We start from the raw sequence: 14,353 nt of genomic DNA, 5'->3' as shown, positions 1-14,353 counted from the left end.
GGGTCGAAGGGCGAGGAAAAACACAGAAACCGCCCCTCTCCTTCGAGACGGCTCCTTTCGCAAAACTCAAGGAGCCCCTCAGGATGAGGGGCTGGGCTGTGGCTAGGGCTGAGCCAAGCTCACGATCAGTCTGTTGGAGTTAAGTTAGATCTTGTTGCCGATCGGAAAGCCGGTTGAGGCTTTTCTCACCGGCATGTCCTCGGTGGGGATGATCCAGCCGCCGCAAATGGCGATGCGCACCTCGTCGCCCTCTTCCAGCCGGACGGGATCACGCACTTCGAAATGCAAGGAAATCTCTGGCTTGGCGATGACTTCGGCCTCAAGGCGCGAGCCTCCGCCGCGATAGACAGAACGCTTCACGCGGACCGGAATGCCGCCGGTTTCGGTGAGTTTCAGGTCGGCGGCCCGCACGCAGAGCTGTGCATTGGCGCGCGGCATTTCGGTGCCCGAACACCGCACCTGTGCGCGGCTGCCCAGCACCAGCGCTTCGCAATGGCCCGCTTGCGCAAAAGATAGCACTTCGGCAGGCAGAACCATGCCATGCGCAATGAAGGAGGCCACCATTTCACTGGCGGGTTCTTCATAGAGCTTTCGCGGCGTATCGAACTGCTGCAGCTTGCCGTGATCCAGCACCGCGATGCGGTCGGCCAGCGCCATGGCTTCCGCCTGATCGTGGGTGATGTAGATGATCGTCGTGCCGGTGCGCTTATGGAAAGCGGCAAACTCGTCTTCCATCGAAGCGCGCAGATGCACGTCGAGATTGGCCAGCGGCTCATCGAACAGTACCAGCGACGGTGCTGCCACCAGACAGCGGGCGAGCGCCACGCGCTGGCGTTGCCCGCCGGAAAGATTGGCGGGGCGGCGATCACCGAACCCGTCGAGATCGACCAGCGCCAGTGCTTGCCTCACCCGGCGTTCACGCTCGGCCTTGGCGACCTTGGCCACGCGCAGACTGTAACCGACATTTTCCGCCACGGTCATATGCGGCCAGAGCGCATAATTCTGGAAGACGATGCCGACCTGCCGCTTTTCCGGAGGCACATTGCCGCTCGCATGGGAAACGCAGCTGTCACCAATATGGATTTCGCCGCCGTCCACTTCTTCGAAGCCCGCAATCATGCGCAGCAATGTGGTCTTGCCGCAGCCGGAAGGCCCGAGAATGGCAACGAACTCGCCGTCATTCACATCCAGCGTCACGCCGGACAGGGCCTGAAACCCGTTGAACGTCTTGGATACCTGGTCGATCTTCAGTCGCGCCATGGCAGGACTCCGTTTGGAAGACGCCGCGCAAACAGATTTGTTGCAAGCATCAGCATGAATGTCACCGCAACGGCCAGAATGGATATGGCAGCCGCATAGGCGGAATCACCCGCCTGTTCGAAAGAAAACATCACCACACCCAGCGTTTCCGACCCCGACGCCCAGAGAAGTGCCGAAACCGTCAGCTCGCAAAACGCGGTCATGAAGATGAGCACGCCGCCTGCAAGCGTCGCCGGTGCGACAAGAGGAAATATAATCGTGCGCAGCCGATAGAAAAGCCCCGCGCCCGCAACCCGTGCCGCTTCCTCCATGGCGCGGTCAATCTGGTGCAGTCCGGCAACCGTGGGACGCAGCGCCAGCACAAAAAACCGCGCCAGATAGGCAAAAAGGATGATCCAGAGCGTGTTGTAGAGGCTGACGCCGATCACGGGCAGCGGCTTCAGGAACATCAACAGGCAGGCAATCGCCAGCACGACGCCCGGAAGCGCATAGGGAAGCTCGGCTGCGAAATTGAGCACCGGGGTCCAGCGCCGTTTGCGCCATGCCAGCATATAAGCGAGCGGTACGGCGATCAGAACCGCAAAGAGTGCTGCAACCAGCGACAGCAGAATGCTGTTGCCGAAGGCGCGCGCAGCCCCACCATGTTCCATGAGCACAAAGCGGAAATTTTCAAATGTCGCGGTGGCAAAAGTCAACGGTACGCCATAGGCCGGGACCAGCGCCGAAAGCGTCAGTCCGATCAGCGGCAGCAGCAGCACGATGACGATCATCAGCCATGCCGCCACTTCCGCCAGAAGTCGCCAGCGTCCGAGCGCAAAGGGCGCTGCGGGCAGCGATGTGGAGACGATGCGGAAATCGCGCCTGCGTGACGCATAGTCCTGCGCCGCGATGCCCGCCATGGCGATCAGCCCAATCAGCACCGACAGCACAGCAACGCTCGACAGAACCGATGGCCCGCCACCGGCAAGGCGTTGATAAATAAGCGTCGGCAGGACGAGATAATTCGACGGAATGCCAAGAAAGGCCGGAATGCCGAAATTGCCGACACAGGAGACAAAGGCCAGAGCGGCAGCGCCGATGATCGATGGCGTCATCAGCGGCAATATGATGGTGCGCAGCACGGTCCATTTGCCGGCACCTGCGCTCAAACCGGCCTCGACCAGTTCACGCGGCAGCTTGCGCAGACCCGCCCGCACAATGAGGAAAACCAGCGGCCCATATTGCACGCCGAGCAGAAAGATAATGCCCCAGACGGAATAGAGCGGATTGCGGCTGCCAAGCGGCGGCGCCATGCCGAGGAGTTTGAGAAACTGGCTCGATGGCCCAAAAAGCTGCAGCCAGGCCAGCGCCGTCACCTGCGGCGCGATCAGAAGCGGCGTCACATAGAAAAGCACGAAGACATTGCGCCCGCGCATATTGGTGAGACCGACCAGCAAGGCAGCAGCAATGCCAAAGGCAAGCGCCAGCACCGCGCCGCCAATGCCGATTTGCAGGGAATGCCAGGTTGCAACCCATGTCGACTGGCTGCCCAGTGTCTCCACCAGAACGGAAGTCGAAAACTGCCCCTGCGGCGCAACAAGTTCCACCAGCAGTCGGCCCATCGGCAGAAGCGACAGAACCGCCACGATCAGCGTTACGCCAACAATCAGGGCCGCATCGCGGCCCTGAAGGTCTTTATGATACGCATCGAAATGCCTTATCCGCCAAACAGCTCGGAGAACTGCTTCTTGTCGGCATCAGTCTGATCGAGAACCTTCTGGGTGTCGATAGACATGATGTTGATCTTGGTGCCTTCCGGCAGCCAGGCAGGACGGCCAACGCCTTCCTTGGCAGGCAGATAGCCCTGTTCCAGCGCCAGCTTCTGGCCGCCGTCGGAGAGGATGAAATCAACGAACTTCTTGGCGCCATCGACATTCTTGGCAGTGGCCATGATGGCGACCGGCTCGGTCACGGCTGGCACGCCTTCCGACGGGAACACGAACTCGACCGGCGAGCCCTTGGCCTTGGCATTGAGCGCCATGAAATCGACGAGGATGCCATAAGGCTTTTCACCGCTGGCAACCGACTTCAGTACCGCGCCGTTGCCCTTCACGCTTGCCAGTTCATTGGCCTTGAGGCCCTTGAAATAATCCCAGCCCAGATCCTTGTTGAGCGCAAAGCCGCTGAGGAGATAGGCCGCAGCCCCCGAATAAAGCGGGCTCGGCATCACCACCTGCCCCTTATACTCGGCCTTGGCGAGATCGGCCCAATGTTCCGGCTTCTGCGTAGCGCCGGTGTTATAGGCAATGCCGGTGGTAATCAGCTTGGAACCGAAATAGGTCTTGTCGGCGTCATAGGAGTCGGCGGCAAAACCATCGACCTTGGCTTCCGGATAGGCGAGCAGGCGCTTGTCCTTCTTCAGTCCTTCCATGGTCACGGCATCGGCGATCAAAAGCACGTCGGGCTGCGGCGCACCGGCGGCGAATTCGGCGGCAAGCTTGGTGAGGAGTTCACTGGTGCCGGAGCGGAAAATCTGCACTTCCGTTTCCGGATTGGCCTTGCGGAAAGCCTCGACGGTCTTGGTCGCATCCGCTTCGGGCTGCGAGGTATAAAGCGTCAGCGTGTCGGCCTGTGCCACAGCGATGGATAGAGCAAGAAGCGCAGGTACGGCAACGGCCCGCTTCAGCATCTTGTTCATGGGATTTGCTCCTCGGATTTCGGTGTAATGCTCGCCAGCATGGCCGGCAATGCCAGCGCAGCCCTGCCGCGTGCGAACTGATAACGCGCAGATACTGTTATGGCGATAGGCACGATCATTTCCATTCATGGTGCACCTGTCAAACATCCTGCGATCTGGTCTGCGGAAAACAAAAAGCCTTCCGGCGGAATCACGTCCATCGGAAGGCTTATAAGGCATTGAATATTTTTGCCTATCAGCGATCCGCATCCCTTCGACATGAAGGCGACGCGCACCGCAATAGAGGATTTGCGCTGCGGTTTTATGACAAGCCGCAGAGGGGCAAAAAAATCAGATGACCATTTCTGCGACATGCGCGATCTGTGCGCCCGCCTCGTAATAGGCTTCGCGAACACCACGGAAATTCTGCGCCTTCGGATCGCTGACCGGCAGCGGCAGATCGTCTTCGGTGATTTCTCCCGAAACGAGCTGCGACAATATCTTGCCGAACACGGTGCCCGGCACGATGCCGCGACCATTATAGCCGGAGAAACCCACCACTTTGCGCGCCAGACGATGGAACTTTGGCAGGCTGTCATTGGTCATGCCGATCTTGCCATACCATTCCGCCTCGAACTCGACATTGCCGATCTGCGGGAACAGGCGCTTGAGCGACTTCTTCGCCCAGGCCTTGTGCACGGCAGCGCCCGTATTGCGCAGCGCGCCGACGCTGCCAAAAACCAGACGACCCTGTTGGTCGAAACGGAAGGACGACAGAACTTCTTTCGTGTCCCATGCGCCCTGACGTTCCGGCAGAATGGTCCTCTTCAGATTGTCCGAGAGCGGCGTGGTCGCGAAATTGAAATAGGGCAGATGCACCAGTTCGGCTCGGACTTCGGCCCATGGCGCGTTGGTATAGGCATTGGTGGCGACGACCACCCAATCCGCCGTGACCGAACCCTTGGCGGTCTTGACCGTCCACTTGCCGTTCTGCTCGCTTGCGCCGACCACCGGGCTGCCCGTGAAAATCTGTGCGCCTGCGGCAACGGCCGCATGGGCCAGACCGCGCACATAGGCCAGCGGCTGGATTGTTCCGGCGCGCAGATCAAGCAGCGAACCCGCATAGGCCCTGGTGCCGACCTTGGCTTCCGTTTCCTTCGCGTCCAGCAGCTTCACATTGGCGCCGCGGCGCGCCCATTGCTCACAGCGGTCTTCCAGTTCCTTGAGACCCTTCGCGCCCACAGCGCAATGAAGCGTGCCCTGCTTTTCGACTTCGCAGGCAATCTTGTTTTTCTCGATTATTTCGAAAACCAGCTTCGGGCCATTGCCTAGAACATCGAGCAGGCGCGCACCGTATTTTTCGCCGAGAACGCCCGGCAGATCATCGGGCATCACCCACATGCCCGCATTGACCAGACCGACATTGCGACCCGAACCGCCATAGCCGATCTCGATGCCTTCAAGGACGATCGCCTTGACGCCCTTTTCCGCCAGATGCAAGGCCGTGGAAAGACCGGAGAAACCGCCGCCCACAATCACCACATCCGCCGTCAGGTCGCCTTGCAGCGAGGTCGTCTTCGGAGCAGCCGGAGCGGTCTTTTCCCAAAGACCATGAGAGCGCGGATCGTTCAACATTGAGAGCAACAACCATTTCGTATCGTGGAAGGCACATCGCGTGCCGGACTGCATCTATTTCACGCCGCGAAAGCCGGTTGGACAGCGCTAATTGCGCAACAATTCATTCCGGTTTGGAATGAACCAGTGCCGAATAGTCCGTATTGCCGACCTGACCGGCAATCCACTGGCAGAATATCTGCGTCAGCGGATTTTCCAGTTTTCCTTCCGGCACGACGAGATAATAGTCATTCTCGGTGCGCATGGGCTTCTCGAAAAGCAGCACCAGCTCGCCATCGCGCAGTTCCTGCTCGATCAGGTAAAGCGGCAGAAGCGCAAAGCCGAGACCGGCCAGAGCCGCGCCAATCACCATCGAGAACTGGTCGAAACGATGCCCCCGATAGGCCGACTGCCCCTCGACACCGCAGCTTTCAAACCATTGCGCCCACATTTTCGGGCGTGTCGCGAGATGCAGAAGCGGTTCGCTTTCAAGTTCTTCCGGCGCGGAAGGATGGCGGGTTTCCAGCAGGCGCGGGCTTGCAACCGGCACAATCACCTCGCTGCACAAAAAGCTGCAGGTCGCATGCGCCCAGACCGGCTGCCCGTAATGGATGGCAAGATCGTGCGGCTCTTCCTCGAAATCGAACACGCCGGAACGCGACGCGACATTGATCGCGATGCCCGGGTGCTTCTCGACAAAATCCGGAATACGCGGCATCAGCCAGCGCGAGCCGAATGTCGGCAGCGTGGCGACGCTGAACGAAGACGTGGACTGTGCTGAAGCCATCGCGCGCAACATCGTATCTTCGGTCTGGTTGAGAAGACGCCGCACTTCCGGCAGAAACTTGCGCCCGGCATCGGACAGGAGAATGCGCTGGCGGATACGCTCGAACAAAAGCACGCCGAGCTGGCTTTCCAGATCCTTGATCTGGCGGCTGACGGCGCTCTGGGTGAGATTGAGTTCATTGGCCGCCTGGGTAAAACTGCCATGGCGCGCAGCACATTCAAAGGCTTGCAAAGTGGCGATGTCCGGAATCAGTCTCCTGCTTAGCTTCATTCCAATCTCGCATTAACATAGTTGCTTTCAGCGCGATCATAACCGGAAAACGGCTGATATGATACATTTTCATCATAATCCCGTCATGTTTTCGCATTGCTGAATATGACCCCTACAAAGACAGTTTAGGTTCCACGGAAGCATACGCCATGAACGCGCAGAAATTCGTATCGCCAGACGCCATTCGTTCCGCTTTTTCGGCTGCGATGTCCGGCATGTACAGGGAAGAAGTGCCTGCCTACGGCACGCTGATGGAACTCGTCGCGGACGTGAACAGCAAGGTTCTCGCCGACGACAGCCATCTGCACGAACGCCTGACGGAAACTGACTCGCTGGAGCGTATTTCCGAAGAGCGCCATGGCGCCATCCGTCTCGGCACCGCCGCCGAACTTTCCATGATGCGCCGCGTCTTCGCGGTGATGGGCATGTTCCCGGTCGGCTATTACGATCTGAGTGCGGCTGGCGTTCCCGTGCATTCCACCGCTTTCCGTCCGATCGACGATGCCGCGCTGAAACACAATCCGTTCCGCGTCTTCACCTCGCTTCTGCGTCTCGACCTCATTGCCGACGAGAAGCTGCGCGCAGAGTCTGAAGACGTTCTTGCCAAGCGCAACATCTTCACCACTGGCGCCGTTGCTCTGGTCGAGAAGGCCGAAGCCAATGGCGGCCTCAACGATGCCGACGCCAAGGCTTTCGTGGCTGAAGTACTGGAAACCTTCCGCTGGCACGACCACGCCAATGTTTCCGCCGAGCTTTACCATCGCCTGCATGATGCGCATCGCCTGATTGCCGACGTTGTGTCGTTCAAGGGCCCGCACATCAACCATCTGACGCCGCGCACGCTCGACATCGACGCCGTGCAGGACCAGATGCCGGAACGCGGCATCAATCCGAAGGCTGTCGTTGAAGGCCCGCCAACCCGCAAGTGCCCGATCCTGTTGCGCCAAACCTCGTTCAAGGCGCTGGAAGAAGAAGTCTCCTTCATCGGCAGCGACGGCCAATGGACCGCCGGTTCGCACACTGCCCGTTTTGGTGAAATCGAACAGCGCGGCATTGCGCTGACGCCCAAAGGTCGCGGCCTTTACGACAAGCTTCTCAACGACACACGCGCCATTGCCCGTCCGGCTCCGGATGGCTCCAATGCAAGCGCTTACGTCAAGGCGCTGAGCGACACCTTTGCGGCTTTCCCGGACACCTGGGCTGGCATTCGCGAAGCGGGTCTCGGCTACTTCGCCTATTCGGTCAAAGATGCCGCGAAGCTTGCAAGTTTCAAGCCGAACACGGATATCGAGCTTCTCGTCGCCGCTGGCGCGGTGCAGTTCGACCCGCTGACCTATGAAGACTTCCTGCCGGTCAGTGCAGCCGGTATATTCCAGTCCAATCTGGGCGATGACGACACGCAGGAATTCGTGGAAAGCCCGAACCAGAAGCGTTTTGAAGAAGACCTTGGCGCCAAGGTTCTCAACGAATTCGAGCATTATGCCCGCATCGAACGCGAATCCATCGAAGCCGTACAGGCCCGCCTCGGCGGCCTTGAAGCGGCAGAATAAAGTTAAGACATAGAGAGGAAAGCTATGAACACCGCTGTCAGAAAAGTCGACGTGAAGAAGGAAGCCGCAGAGCTTCTCGCCAAGCTCGGTGTTGACGCTGCCGTTTACACCGCAGGCAACCTTGCCGGTTTCAGCCCGGTCACGGGCGAGCAGATCGCATCGGTCAAGACCCACAACAAGGACGACGCCGCCAAGATCATCGACAAGGGCGACGAAGCCTTTCGCGTCTGGCGCAACGTTCCGGCGCCGAAGCGCGGCGAACTGATCCGCCTGCTCGGCGAAGAACTGCGCGCTTCCAAGGAAGATCTGGGCCGTCTCGTTTCGATCGAAGCTGGCAAGATCACTTCGGAAGGCCTCGGCGAAGTGCAGGAAATGATCGACATCTGCGATTTCGCCGTCGGTCTGTCGCGCCAGCTTTACGGCCTTACCATCGCAACCGAACGCGCTGGCCATCGCATGATGGAAACCTGGCATCCGCTCGGTGTTGTCGGCGTCATCTCCGCCTTCAACTTCCCTGTGGCCGTCTGGTCGTGGAACGCGGCTCTCGCCATCGTTTGCGGCAACTCGGTTGTCTGGAAGCCGTCTGAAAAGACCCTCCTCACCGCTCTCGCCTGCGACGCGATCTTCCAGCGCGCCCTGAAGCGTTTCGGCGATGCGCCGGAAGGCCTCTCGCAGGTCCTGCTCGGCGACCGCGAAATCGGCGAAGTGCTCGTGGACAGCCCGAAGGTTCCGGTTCTCTCGGCCACTGGCTCGACCCGCATGGGCCGCGAAGTCGGCCCGCGTCTTGCCAAGCGTTTCGCTCGCGCGATCCTCGAACTCGGCGGCAACAATGCCGGCATCGTCTGCCCGTCGGCCGATCTCGACATGGCACTGCGCGCAATTGCTTTCGGCGCCATGGGCACCGCTGGCCAGCGCTGCACCACGCTGCGTCGCCTGTTCGTTCATGAAAGCGTTTATGACGCTCTCGTCCCACGTCTGCAGAAAGCCTATGCCAGCGTTTCCGTCGGTTCGCCGCTTGAAACCACCGCTCTGGTCGGTCCGCTGATCGACAAGGTTGCCTTCGACAACATGCAGAAGGCCCTCAAGGAAGCTTCCGCCCATGGCGGTAAGGTTCAGGGCGGCGAGCGCGTCGATACCGGCCATGAAAACGCTTACTATGTGCGTCCGGCCATCGTCGAAATGCCGAAACAGGAAGGCCCGGTTCTCGAAGAAACCTTCGCTCCGATCCTTTATGTGATGAAATATTCCGACTTCGACGACGTTCTGGCGAGCCATAACGAAGTTGGCGCCGGCCTGTCGTCCTCGATCTTCACGCTAAACCTGCAGGAAGCGGAACGTTTCCTTTCGGCTGAAGGTTCGGATTGCGGCATCGCCAACGTCAATATCGGCACTTCGGGCGCCGAAATCGGCGGTGCATTCGGCGGTGAGAAGGAAACCGGCGGCGGTCGTGAGTCCGGTTCGGATGCGTGGAAGGGCTATATGCGCCGCGCAACCAACACCATCAACTATTCGAAGGCACTCCCGCTGGCACAGGGCGTTTCCTTCGACATCGACTGATCTTGAAATAAGCTCAAAAGAAAACCCCGCTTCGGCGGGGTTTTTTTGTGTTGTAGTCCTACGTATTTTCGGACCGGGATCAAGCTGCGGATTGGTTTGACACCATCGCTTGCTATTTCAACTGCCGAAGGCTCTCTACTCACTTGCACACTGCCACCCATGGCATGTCTGGAGGCAATGAGATTCAGGGCACCCGCTGTTCTTGCATGCATCAAGAGTGGGATATTGCGTCGAAGAATGATGCACTTGCTTGCGATCTGAAACGAAGCGCCGTTTCTTCGGCACCGCTTGAGAAACCCGATACACCTGTTGTGATGTGTTGTTTATCGAAGGTGATGCCATCTGTACTGAAGCCTGTTGTCCGGCATAAGCATATCCTGAAGCGATAAAAGTCGACAATGCAAAGAAAAATAAAGAATACTTTTTCATAAAACCCTCTAATATTTATTTACATTTTAGATTTTATATTATTTTTTCTTAAAATCCACTCCAAGAACTCACTCACAAATATTGATAAAAAAGAAACCCCGCAAAAGCGGGGTTCTTTATTGGATTTGTATTGGCGACTAGCGAGATTGTCGTTATGGCGAGCCGAAAATCGTGGCTTTTGAGAACCGGCGCGCAACGTACTGAAGCACGTGAGTATCGGAAACGCAAAAAGACGCGATTTGCAGGGCGCCAGAGCGGCAATATCACCCCATACGCTCGGAAGCGAACGACCCCGGGCTCGCCGGGAAGACGACCGTGCGATTACCGTTGAGGAATGAACGGTGGTGGATATGCGCATGGACTGCGCGGGCCAGTACCTGCGCCTCGACATCGCGACCGATGGAGACGTAATCCGCAGCGCTCTGCGCATGGGTGATGCGCGCCACGTCCTGCTCGATGATCGGGCCTTCATCGAGATCGGCGGTGACGTAATGCGCCGTCGCGCCGATCAGCTTCACGCCACGCTCATAGGCCTGCTTGTAGGGGTTCGCCCCCTTGAAAGATGGCAGGAACGAGTGGTGGATATTGATGATCTTGCCGGACATCTGCTTGCAAAGCTGGTCGGACAGAACCTGCATGTAACGCGCCAGCACGACCAGTTCCGTGCCGGTATCGTTGACAATATCCATCAGGCGCTGTTCGGCTTCCGGCTTGTTGGTCTTGGTGACGGCCACATGATGGAAGGGAATATCGTGGTTCACGACCACCTTCTGATAATCGAAATGGTTCGACACCACGCCGACAATGTCGATCGGCAGCGCGCCGATCTTCCAGCGATAGAGCAGATCGTTGAGGCAATGGCCGAAACGCGAGACCATCAGAAGCGTCTTGGTACGCTTGGCGTTGTCGTGGAAATCGAAATCCATTTCGAATGGTGCCGCAACCGGCTGGAAGCCTTCGCTAAGGGTTTCAAGCGCCACACCTTCTTCCGAAATGAAGCTGACGCGCATGAAGAAACGACCCGTATCGAGATCGTCGAACTGGGCGCTATCAATGATGTTGCAACCCTTAGCCGCAAGGTAACCCGAAATTGCGGCAACGATGCCGCGGGTGGACTTGCAGGTGACGGTCAGGACAAAATTATGCATCGGACTTCCTCAGTTTTCGAAGGCGCAGGCCAAAGCGCGCGCCTTGAAACTAGTTCACGATGCGGTCTCCGCCATGCCAGAATGCGTAATGCACTGACCGGATTGCGCTATCAAGCAACTTTGGAAGAAAGATTGCTCTTATTTGATCAAAGATGCGGATTGCGGTCCCTGTACCGCGCGACAAGTTCCCGGTTCACATCACCGGAACCCGGCATATTCGCGCTGAGATAGATCGGCGCACTGCCGTCATCCACGAGGCGGGACGCAACATCGGCAAAGATCGCATTCAGGATCGTAACGCCCAGTGCCGTTGAAACCGGCCCGACTTTCAGAGCGCTGCCCTCCACTTCCAACACGGCATCGCCCGCAGGCGCATCATTGTCGAGAACGACATCGGCCAGCGAAAGCAACTGCGTGCGTCCTTTGGCAATCGCGCTGGAATAAGTCACCGAAGTGACTGCGATCACCGCAGCGCCCTTCTCGCGGGCATAGCGCGCCGCTTCGATTGGCGCGGCATTGACGCCGGAATTGGACACGACGATCAGCACATCGCCTTCCTGAATGCCGTAGCGGTCGAGGATCGGCAGCACCGCGCCTTCGATACGCTCGAAATGCGAGCTGGCTACGGCCCCATCCTGCAGCATGATCGCACCGCAAAGGATCGGCACGGTGATCGCCAGACCGCCGGCGCGATAATGCAGCTCTTCCGCCATCATGTGAGAATGGCCGGTGCCAAACACATAGACCCGACGGTCGGCGCGCGCGGCGGTGGCAATCAGGTCGGCGGCCTTTTCCATCGGTTCGGCCAGGCGGTCACGCAGGCTCGCCAGACGGGCAATCAGATCGTTGAAATAACGGTCGGTAATAGCTGTCATCTGTCTGCCCCTTACCCGGCTGCCTGTTTCACGCCGGAGCGCCAGGTTGTTTTCGCGAACAACCCGTCATCAAGATGCACCGCATCCATGCGCGTGCCGGGGCGCAGCAATCCGCGATCAGCGAGCCGCAAATAACGGGCCGGATAAAGGCTTGCCATGCGCAGGGCTTCGGCTAGCGTCAATTCCAGTTCCGCCACGCCGAACCGAACCGCCGAGGCCATGTCGAGGTCGGAACCGGCAATGGTGCCATCGGACAGGATCAGCTTGGAGCAGATGCCGCCCGGTACGCGCCGCACGGCGCGACCGTTGATTTCAAAACTCTCCGCATTGGAGCCGACCAGCGCCATAGCGTCGGTGACGAAGAACAGATGCGCGTCGCCGCGCTTGGCGCGCAGCGCCAGACGCAGCGCCATCGGATCAACATGGTGGCCATCGGCAACGATCCCGCACCAGATCTCCGGATGGTCGAGCGCCGCCCCGGCAAGACCGGGCGCGCGATGGCCGATCTGGCTCATCGCGTTGAAGAGATGGGTAACGCTGCGCGCACCGGCATCGAAACGCTTGAAAGCTTCTTCCGCCGTCGTGTCACTGTGGCCAATGCTGACCACCACACCGGCATCGCTCAAACGGCGCACCTGTTCCGGCGTCACCTGTTCGGCGGCCATGGTCACCAATAATGTACCGATCTGTTCGACCGTATGGATATAAAGAGCGATATCGGCGTCATCGACCGGACGCATCAGTTCGGCCAGATGCGCGCCCTTGCGTGCAGGCGCCAGATGCGGCCCTTCAAGATGCAGGCCTGCGACACCCTTGTCGGCTTTCACCGCTTCAACGGCCGCCTCAATGGCGCGGTCACGCACGACAGTCGTATCGGTAATGAGCGTCGGCAGCAGGCTGGTGGTGCCATATTTGCGATGCCCTTCGGCAATCACGAACATGGTTTCCGGCGTCGGCTGATCGTTGAGCATCCGCCCGCCGCCGCCATTGACCTGCGCATCGATAAAACCCGGCGCAATGACGCCACCCTTCACGCGCTCGACCTGATGGGCCTCGCCAAGTGCCGCCTCCGGTACAATGGCCTCGACCTTGCCGTCGCTGAAAACAAGGGCAGACTGATCGTGAAACCGCTCGCCGTCGAAAATCCGCGCACCGGCTATTGCTGATTTTTTTGTCATACCGTCACCGTCACCTTGTTGAGATTGCGCGGCTTGTCGGGATCAAAACCCTTGCGGCGCGTAACCGCTTCAATGACGCGGTAGTAATTGATGAGCGAAACCAGCGGATCAAGATGCGGGCTCCCCGTGCTGGCCGATGGCAGACGGAAGCCCGGCGTTTCGGCATCGGACAAGGTCACGATGCTGGCGCCGAAGGAATGCAACCGCTTCAAGGCCGCGATATTGGTGTCGAAAGCCTCGTCGCGCGGCAAGAAGGAGATGATCGGGAAACCTTCCTCCACCAGTCGCATCGGGCCATGCATCAGTTCGGCCAGCGAAAAGGCTTCCGCATGAATATTGGCGGTTTCCTTGGCCTTCAGGGCGGCTTCCAGCGCGATGGCATAGGCCGTGCCGCGACCGCCCGTGTAAAGCGAGCGCGCATTGAAAAGAAGGTTTTCGACAGCTTCGCGCCCATCGGGGCGGGTTGCGGCAAGCGCTTCCGGCAGACGCTCTAAACCGGCGCGCAGATCGGCATCGCCGCTTGCAGCCGCGACCACGCCCGACAGGGCAGCCACTGCGGCAATGAAGGACTTTGTGGCCGCGACGCTCTTTTCCTCACCGGCATTCAGCGCAAGCACGAGATCCGCCTCTTTCGCCAAGGGGCTGTCCACCACATTGACCACGGCAATCGTCGTCGCGCCGCCCTTTTTGGCTGCGGCCTGTGCTGCCACGATGTCGGGGCTGGCACCGGACTGTGAAACGGTAAAATGCACGCCGCGCGCAAGCTTCAGCTTCGAGCCGTAGACCGAAGCAACCGAAGGCCCGATGGAGGCGACCGGAATACCGAGCGTGATTTCCATCAGATATTTGAAGAATGTCGCCGCATGATCGGAAGAACCGCGCGCCGCCGTGGTGATGACTGCCGGTTCATTCTTCGCGAAAATCTTTGCGATCTCGGCCAGCGTGCCGGCTTCCTTTTCCAGAAGCGTTGCAACCACCGCAGGCGATTGCTCGGTTTCCTGCAACATCAGGGATGGTTGGCTTACCATG

General features: G+C 59.1%; 11 protein-coding genes. 2 read left to right on the top strand and 9 right to left on the bottom strand.

The window, feature by feature from the left end:
* Nucleotides 1–144: 144 nt before the first annotated feature.
* The 5 genes from QLQ11_RS00275 to QLQ11_RS00255 all read right to left on the bottom strand — a co-directional run bounded on the left by QLQ11_RS00275 (nucleotide 145) and on the right by QLQ11_RS00255 (nucleotide 6,587).
* The gene (locus tag QLQ11_RS00275) at nucleotides 145–1,260 is read right to left on the bottom strand and encodes an ABC transporter ATP-binding protein (RefSeq protein ID WP_121536578.1); all 1,116 of its coding nucleotides are present in this window, start codon (nucleotides 1,258–1,260) and stop codon (nucleotides 145–147) included.
* Entirely contained in the window at nucleotides 1,248–2,861 is a 1,614-nt protein-coding gene (locus QLQ11_RS00270) for an ABC transporter permease (protein ID WP_371835952.1), read from the bottom strand. Before QLQ11_RS00270 ends, QLQ11_RS00275 begins: the two co-directional genes overlap by 13 nt.
* Before the next feature lie 95 nt (nucleotides 2,862–2,956).
* Nucleotides 2,957–3,937 carry an ABC transporter substrate-binding protein gene (locus QLQ11_RS00265; RefSeq protein ID WP_121536582.1) on the bottom strand — a complete coding sequence of 327 codons (981 nt, stop codon included), beginning with the start codon at nucleotides 3,935–3,937 and terminating at the stop codon, nucleotides 2,957–2,959.
* 330 nt (nucleotides 3,938–4,267) lie between these two features.
* Nucleotides 4,268–5,551: an FAD-binding oxidoreductase gene (locus tag QLQ11_RS00260; protein WP_121536586.1), complete on the bottom strand. Its 1,284-nt coding sequence runs from the start codon at nucleotides 5,549–5,551 to the stop codon at nucleotides 4,268–4,270.
* 103 nt (nucleotides 5,552–5,654) lie between these two features.
* Nucleotides 5,655–6,587 carry a LysR family transcriptional regulator gene (locus QLQ11_RS00255; RefSeq protein WP_121536588.1) on the bottom strand — a complete coding sequence of 311 codons (933 nt, stop codon included), beginning with the start codon at nucleotides 6,585–6,587 and terminating at the stop codon, nucleotides 5,655–5,657.
* 149 nt (nucleotides 6,588–6,736) lie between these two features.
* On the opposite strand from QLQ11_RS00255, the gene QLQ11_RS00250 reads away from it, so the two are divergent.
* On the top strand, nucleotides 6,737–8,137 hold the full coding sequence (locus QLQ11_RS00250) for a VOC family protein (protein ID WP_121536590.1): 1,401 nt from the start codon (nucleotides 6,737–6,739) through the stop codon (nucleotides 8,135–8,137).
* A gap of 24 nt (nucleotides 8,138–8,161) precedes the next feature.
* The gene (locus QLQ11_RS00245; RefSeq protein WP_121536592.1) at nucleotides 8,162–9,694 is read left to right on the top strand and encodes an aldehyde dehydrogenase family protein; all 1,533 of its coding nucleotides are present in this window, start codon (nucleotides 8,162–8,164) and stop codon (nucleotides 9,692–9,694) included.
* Between the two features lie 692 nt (nucleotides 9,695–10,386).
* On the opposite strand, the gene purU is transcribed toward QLQ11_RS00245, so the two are convergent.
* From purU to QLQ11_RS00225, 4 genes are all read right to left on the bottom strand, one after another.
* Nucleotides 10,387–11,271 carry a formyltetrahydrofolate deformylase gene (gene purU / locus QLQ11_RS00240; protein ID WP_109369565.1) on the bottom strand — a complete coding sequence of 295 codons (885 nt, stop codon included), beginning with the start codon at nucleotides 11,269–11,271 and terminating at the stop codon, nucleotides 10,387–10,389.
* A gap of 146 nt (nucleotides 11,272–11,417) precedes the next feature.
* Nucleotides 11,418–12,146 (bottom strand): SIS domain-containing protein, encoded by a 729-nt coding sequence (locus QLQ11_RS00235; RefSeq protein WP_121536594.1) that lies wholly within the window; start codon nucleotides 12,144–12,146, stop codon nucleotides 11,418–11,420.
* 11 nt (nucleotides 12,147–12,157) lie between these two features.
* On the bottom strand, nucleotides 12,158–13,324 hold the full coding sequence (gene nagA, locus QLQ11_RS00230; RefSeq protein WP_121536596.1) for an N-acetylglucosamine-6-phosphate deacetylase: 1,167 nt from the start codon (nucleotides 13,322–13,324) through the stop codon (nucleotides 12,158–12,160).
* Nucleotides 13,321–14,352, bottom strand: a complete 1,032-nt coding sequence (locus QLQ11_RS00225; RefSeq protein ID WP_121536598.1) for an SIS domain-containing protein — start codon at nucleotides 14,350–14,352, stop codon at nucleotides 13,321–13,323. The genes nagA and QLQ11_RS00225 overlap by 4 nt, the downstream gene beginning before the upstream one ends.
* Between the last annotated feature and the right edge of the window lies 1 nt (nucleotide 14,353).

It is taken from the genome of Ochrobactrum sp. SSR (assembly GCF_030067775.1).
Lineage (GTDB): Bacteria > Pseudomonadota > Alphaproteobacteria > Rhizobiales > Rhizobiaceae > Brucella > Brucella teleogrylli.
Note: the sequence above shows the minus strand (reverse complement) of the source record. Positions and strands in the feature narration are given on the sequence as shown.

What these genes read in the sequence shown, in the direction of transcription:
- QLQ11_RS00275 (WP_121536578.1), bottom strand. Translation starts at nt 1,260, where the DNA reads ATGGCGCGACTGAAGATCGACCAGGTATCCAAGACGTTCAACGGGTTT.
- QLQ11_RS00270 (WP_371835952.1), bottom strand. Translation starts at nt 2,861, where the DNA reads ATGGGCCGACTGCTGGTGGAACTTGTTGCGCCGCAGGGGCAGTTTTCG.
- QLQ11_RS00265 (WP_121536582.1), bottom strand. Translation starts at nt 3,937, where the DNA reads ATGAACAAGATGCTGAAGCGGGCCGTTGCCGTACCTGCGCTTCTTGCT.
- QLQ11_RS00260 (WP_121536586.1), bottom strand. Translation starts at nt 5,551, where the DNA reads ATGTTGAACGATCCGCGCTCTCATGGTCTTTGGGAAAAGACCGCTCCG.
- QLQ11_RS00255 (WP_121536588.1), bottom strand. Translation starts at nt 6,587, where the DNA reads ATGAAGCTAAGCAGGAGACTGATTCCGGACATCGCCACTTTGCAAGCC.
- QLQ11_RS00250 (WP_121536590.1), top strand. Translation starts at nt 6,737, where the DNA reads ATGAACGCGCAGAAATTCGTATCGCCAGACGCCATTCGTTCCGCTTTT.
- QLQ11_RS00245 (WP_121536592.1), top strand. Translation starts at nt 8,162, where the DNA reads ATGAACACCGCTGTCAGAAAAGTCGACGTGAAGAAGGAAGCCGCAGAG.
- purU (WP_109369565.1), bottom strand. Translation starts at nt 11,271, where the DNA reads ATGCATAATTTTGTCCTGACCGTCACCTGCAAGTCCACCCGCGGCATC.
- QLQ11_RS00235 (WP_121536594.1), bottom strand. Translation starts at nt 12,146, where the DNA reads ATGACAGCTATTACCGACCGTTATTTCAACGATCTGATTGCCCGTCTG.
- nagA (WP_121536596.1), bottom strand. Translation starts at nt 13,324, where the DNA reads ATGACAAAAAAATCAGCAATAGCCGGTGCGCGGATTTTCGACGGCGAG.
- QLQ11_RS00225 (WP_121536598.1), bottom strand. Translation starts at nt 14,352, where the DNA reads ATGGTAAGCCAACCATCCCTGATGTTGCAGGAAACCGAGCAATCGCCT.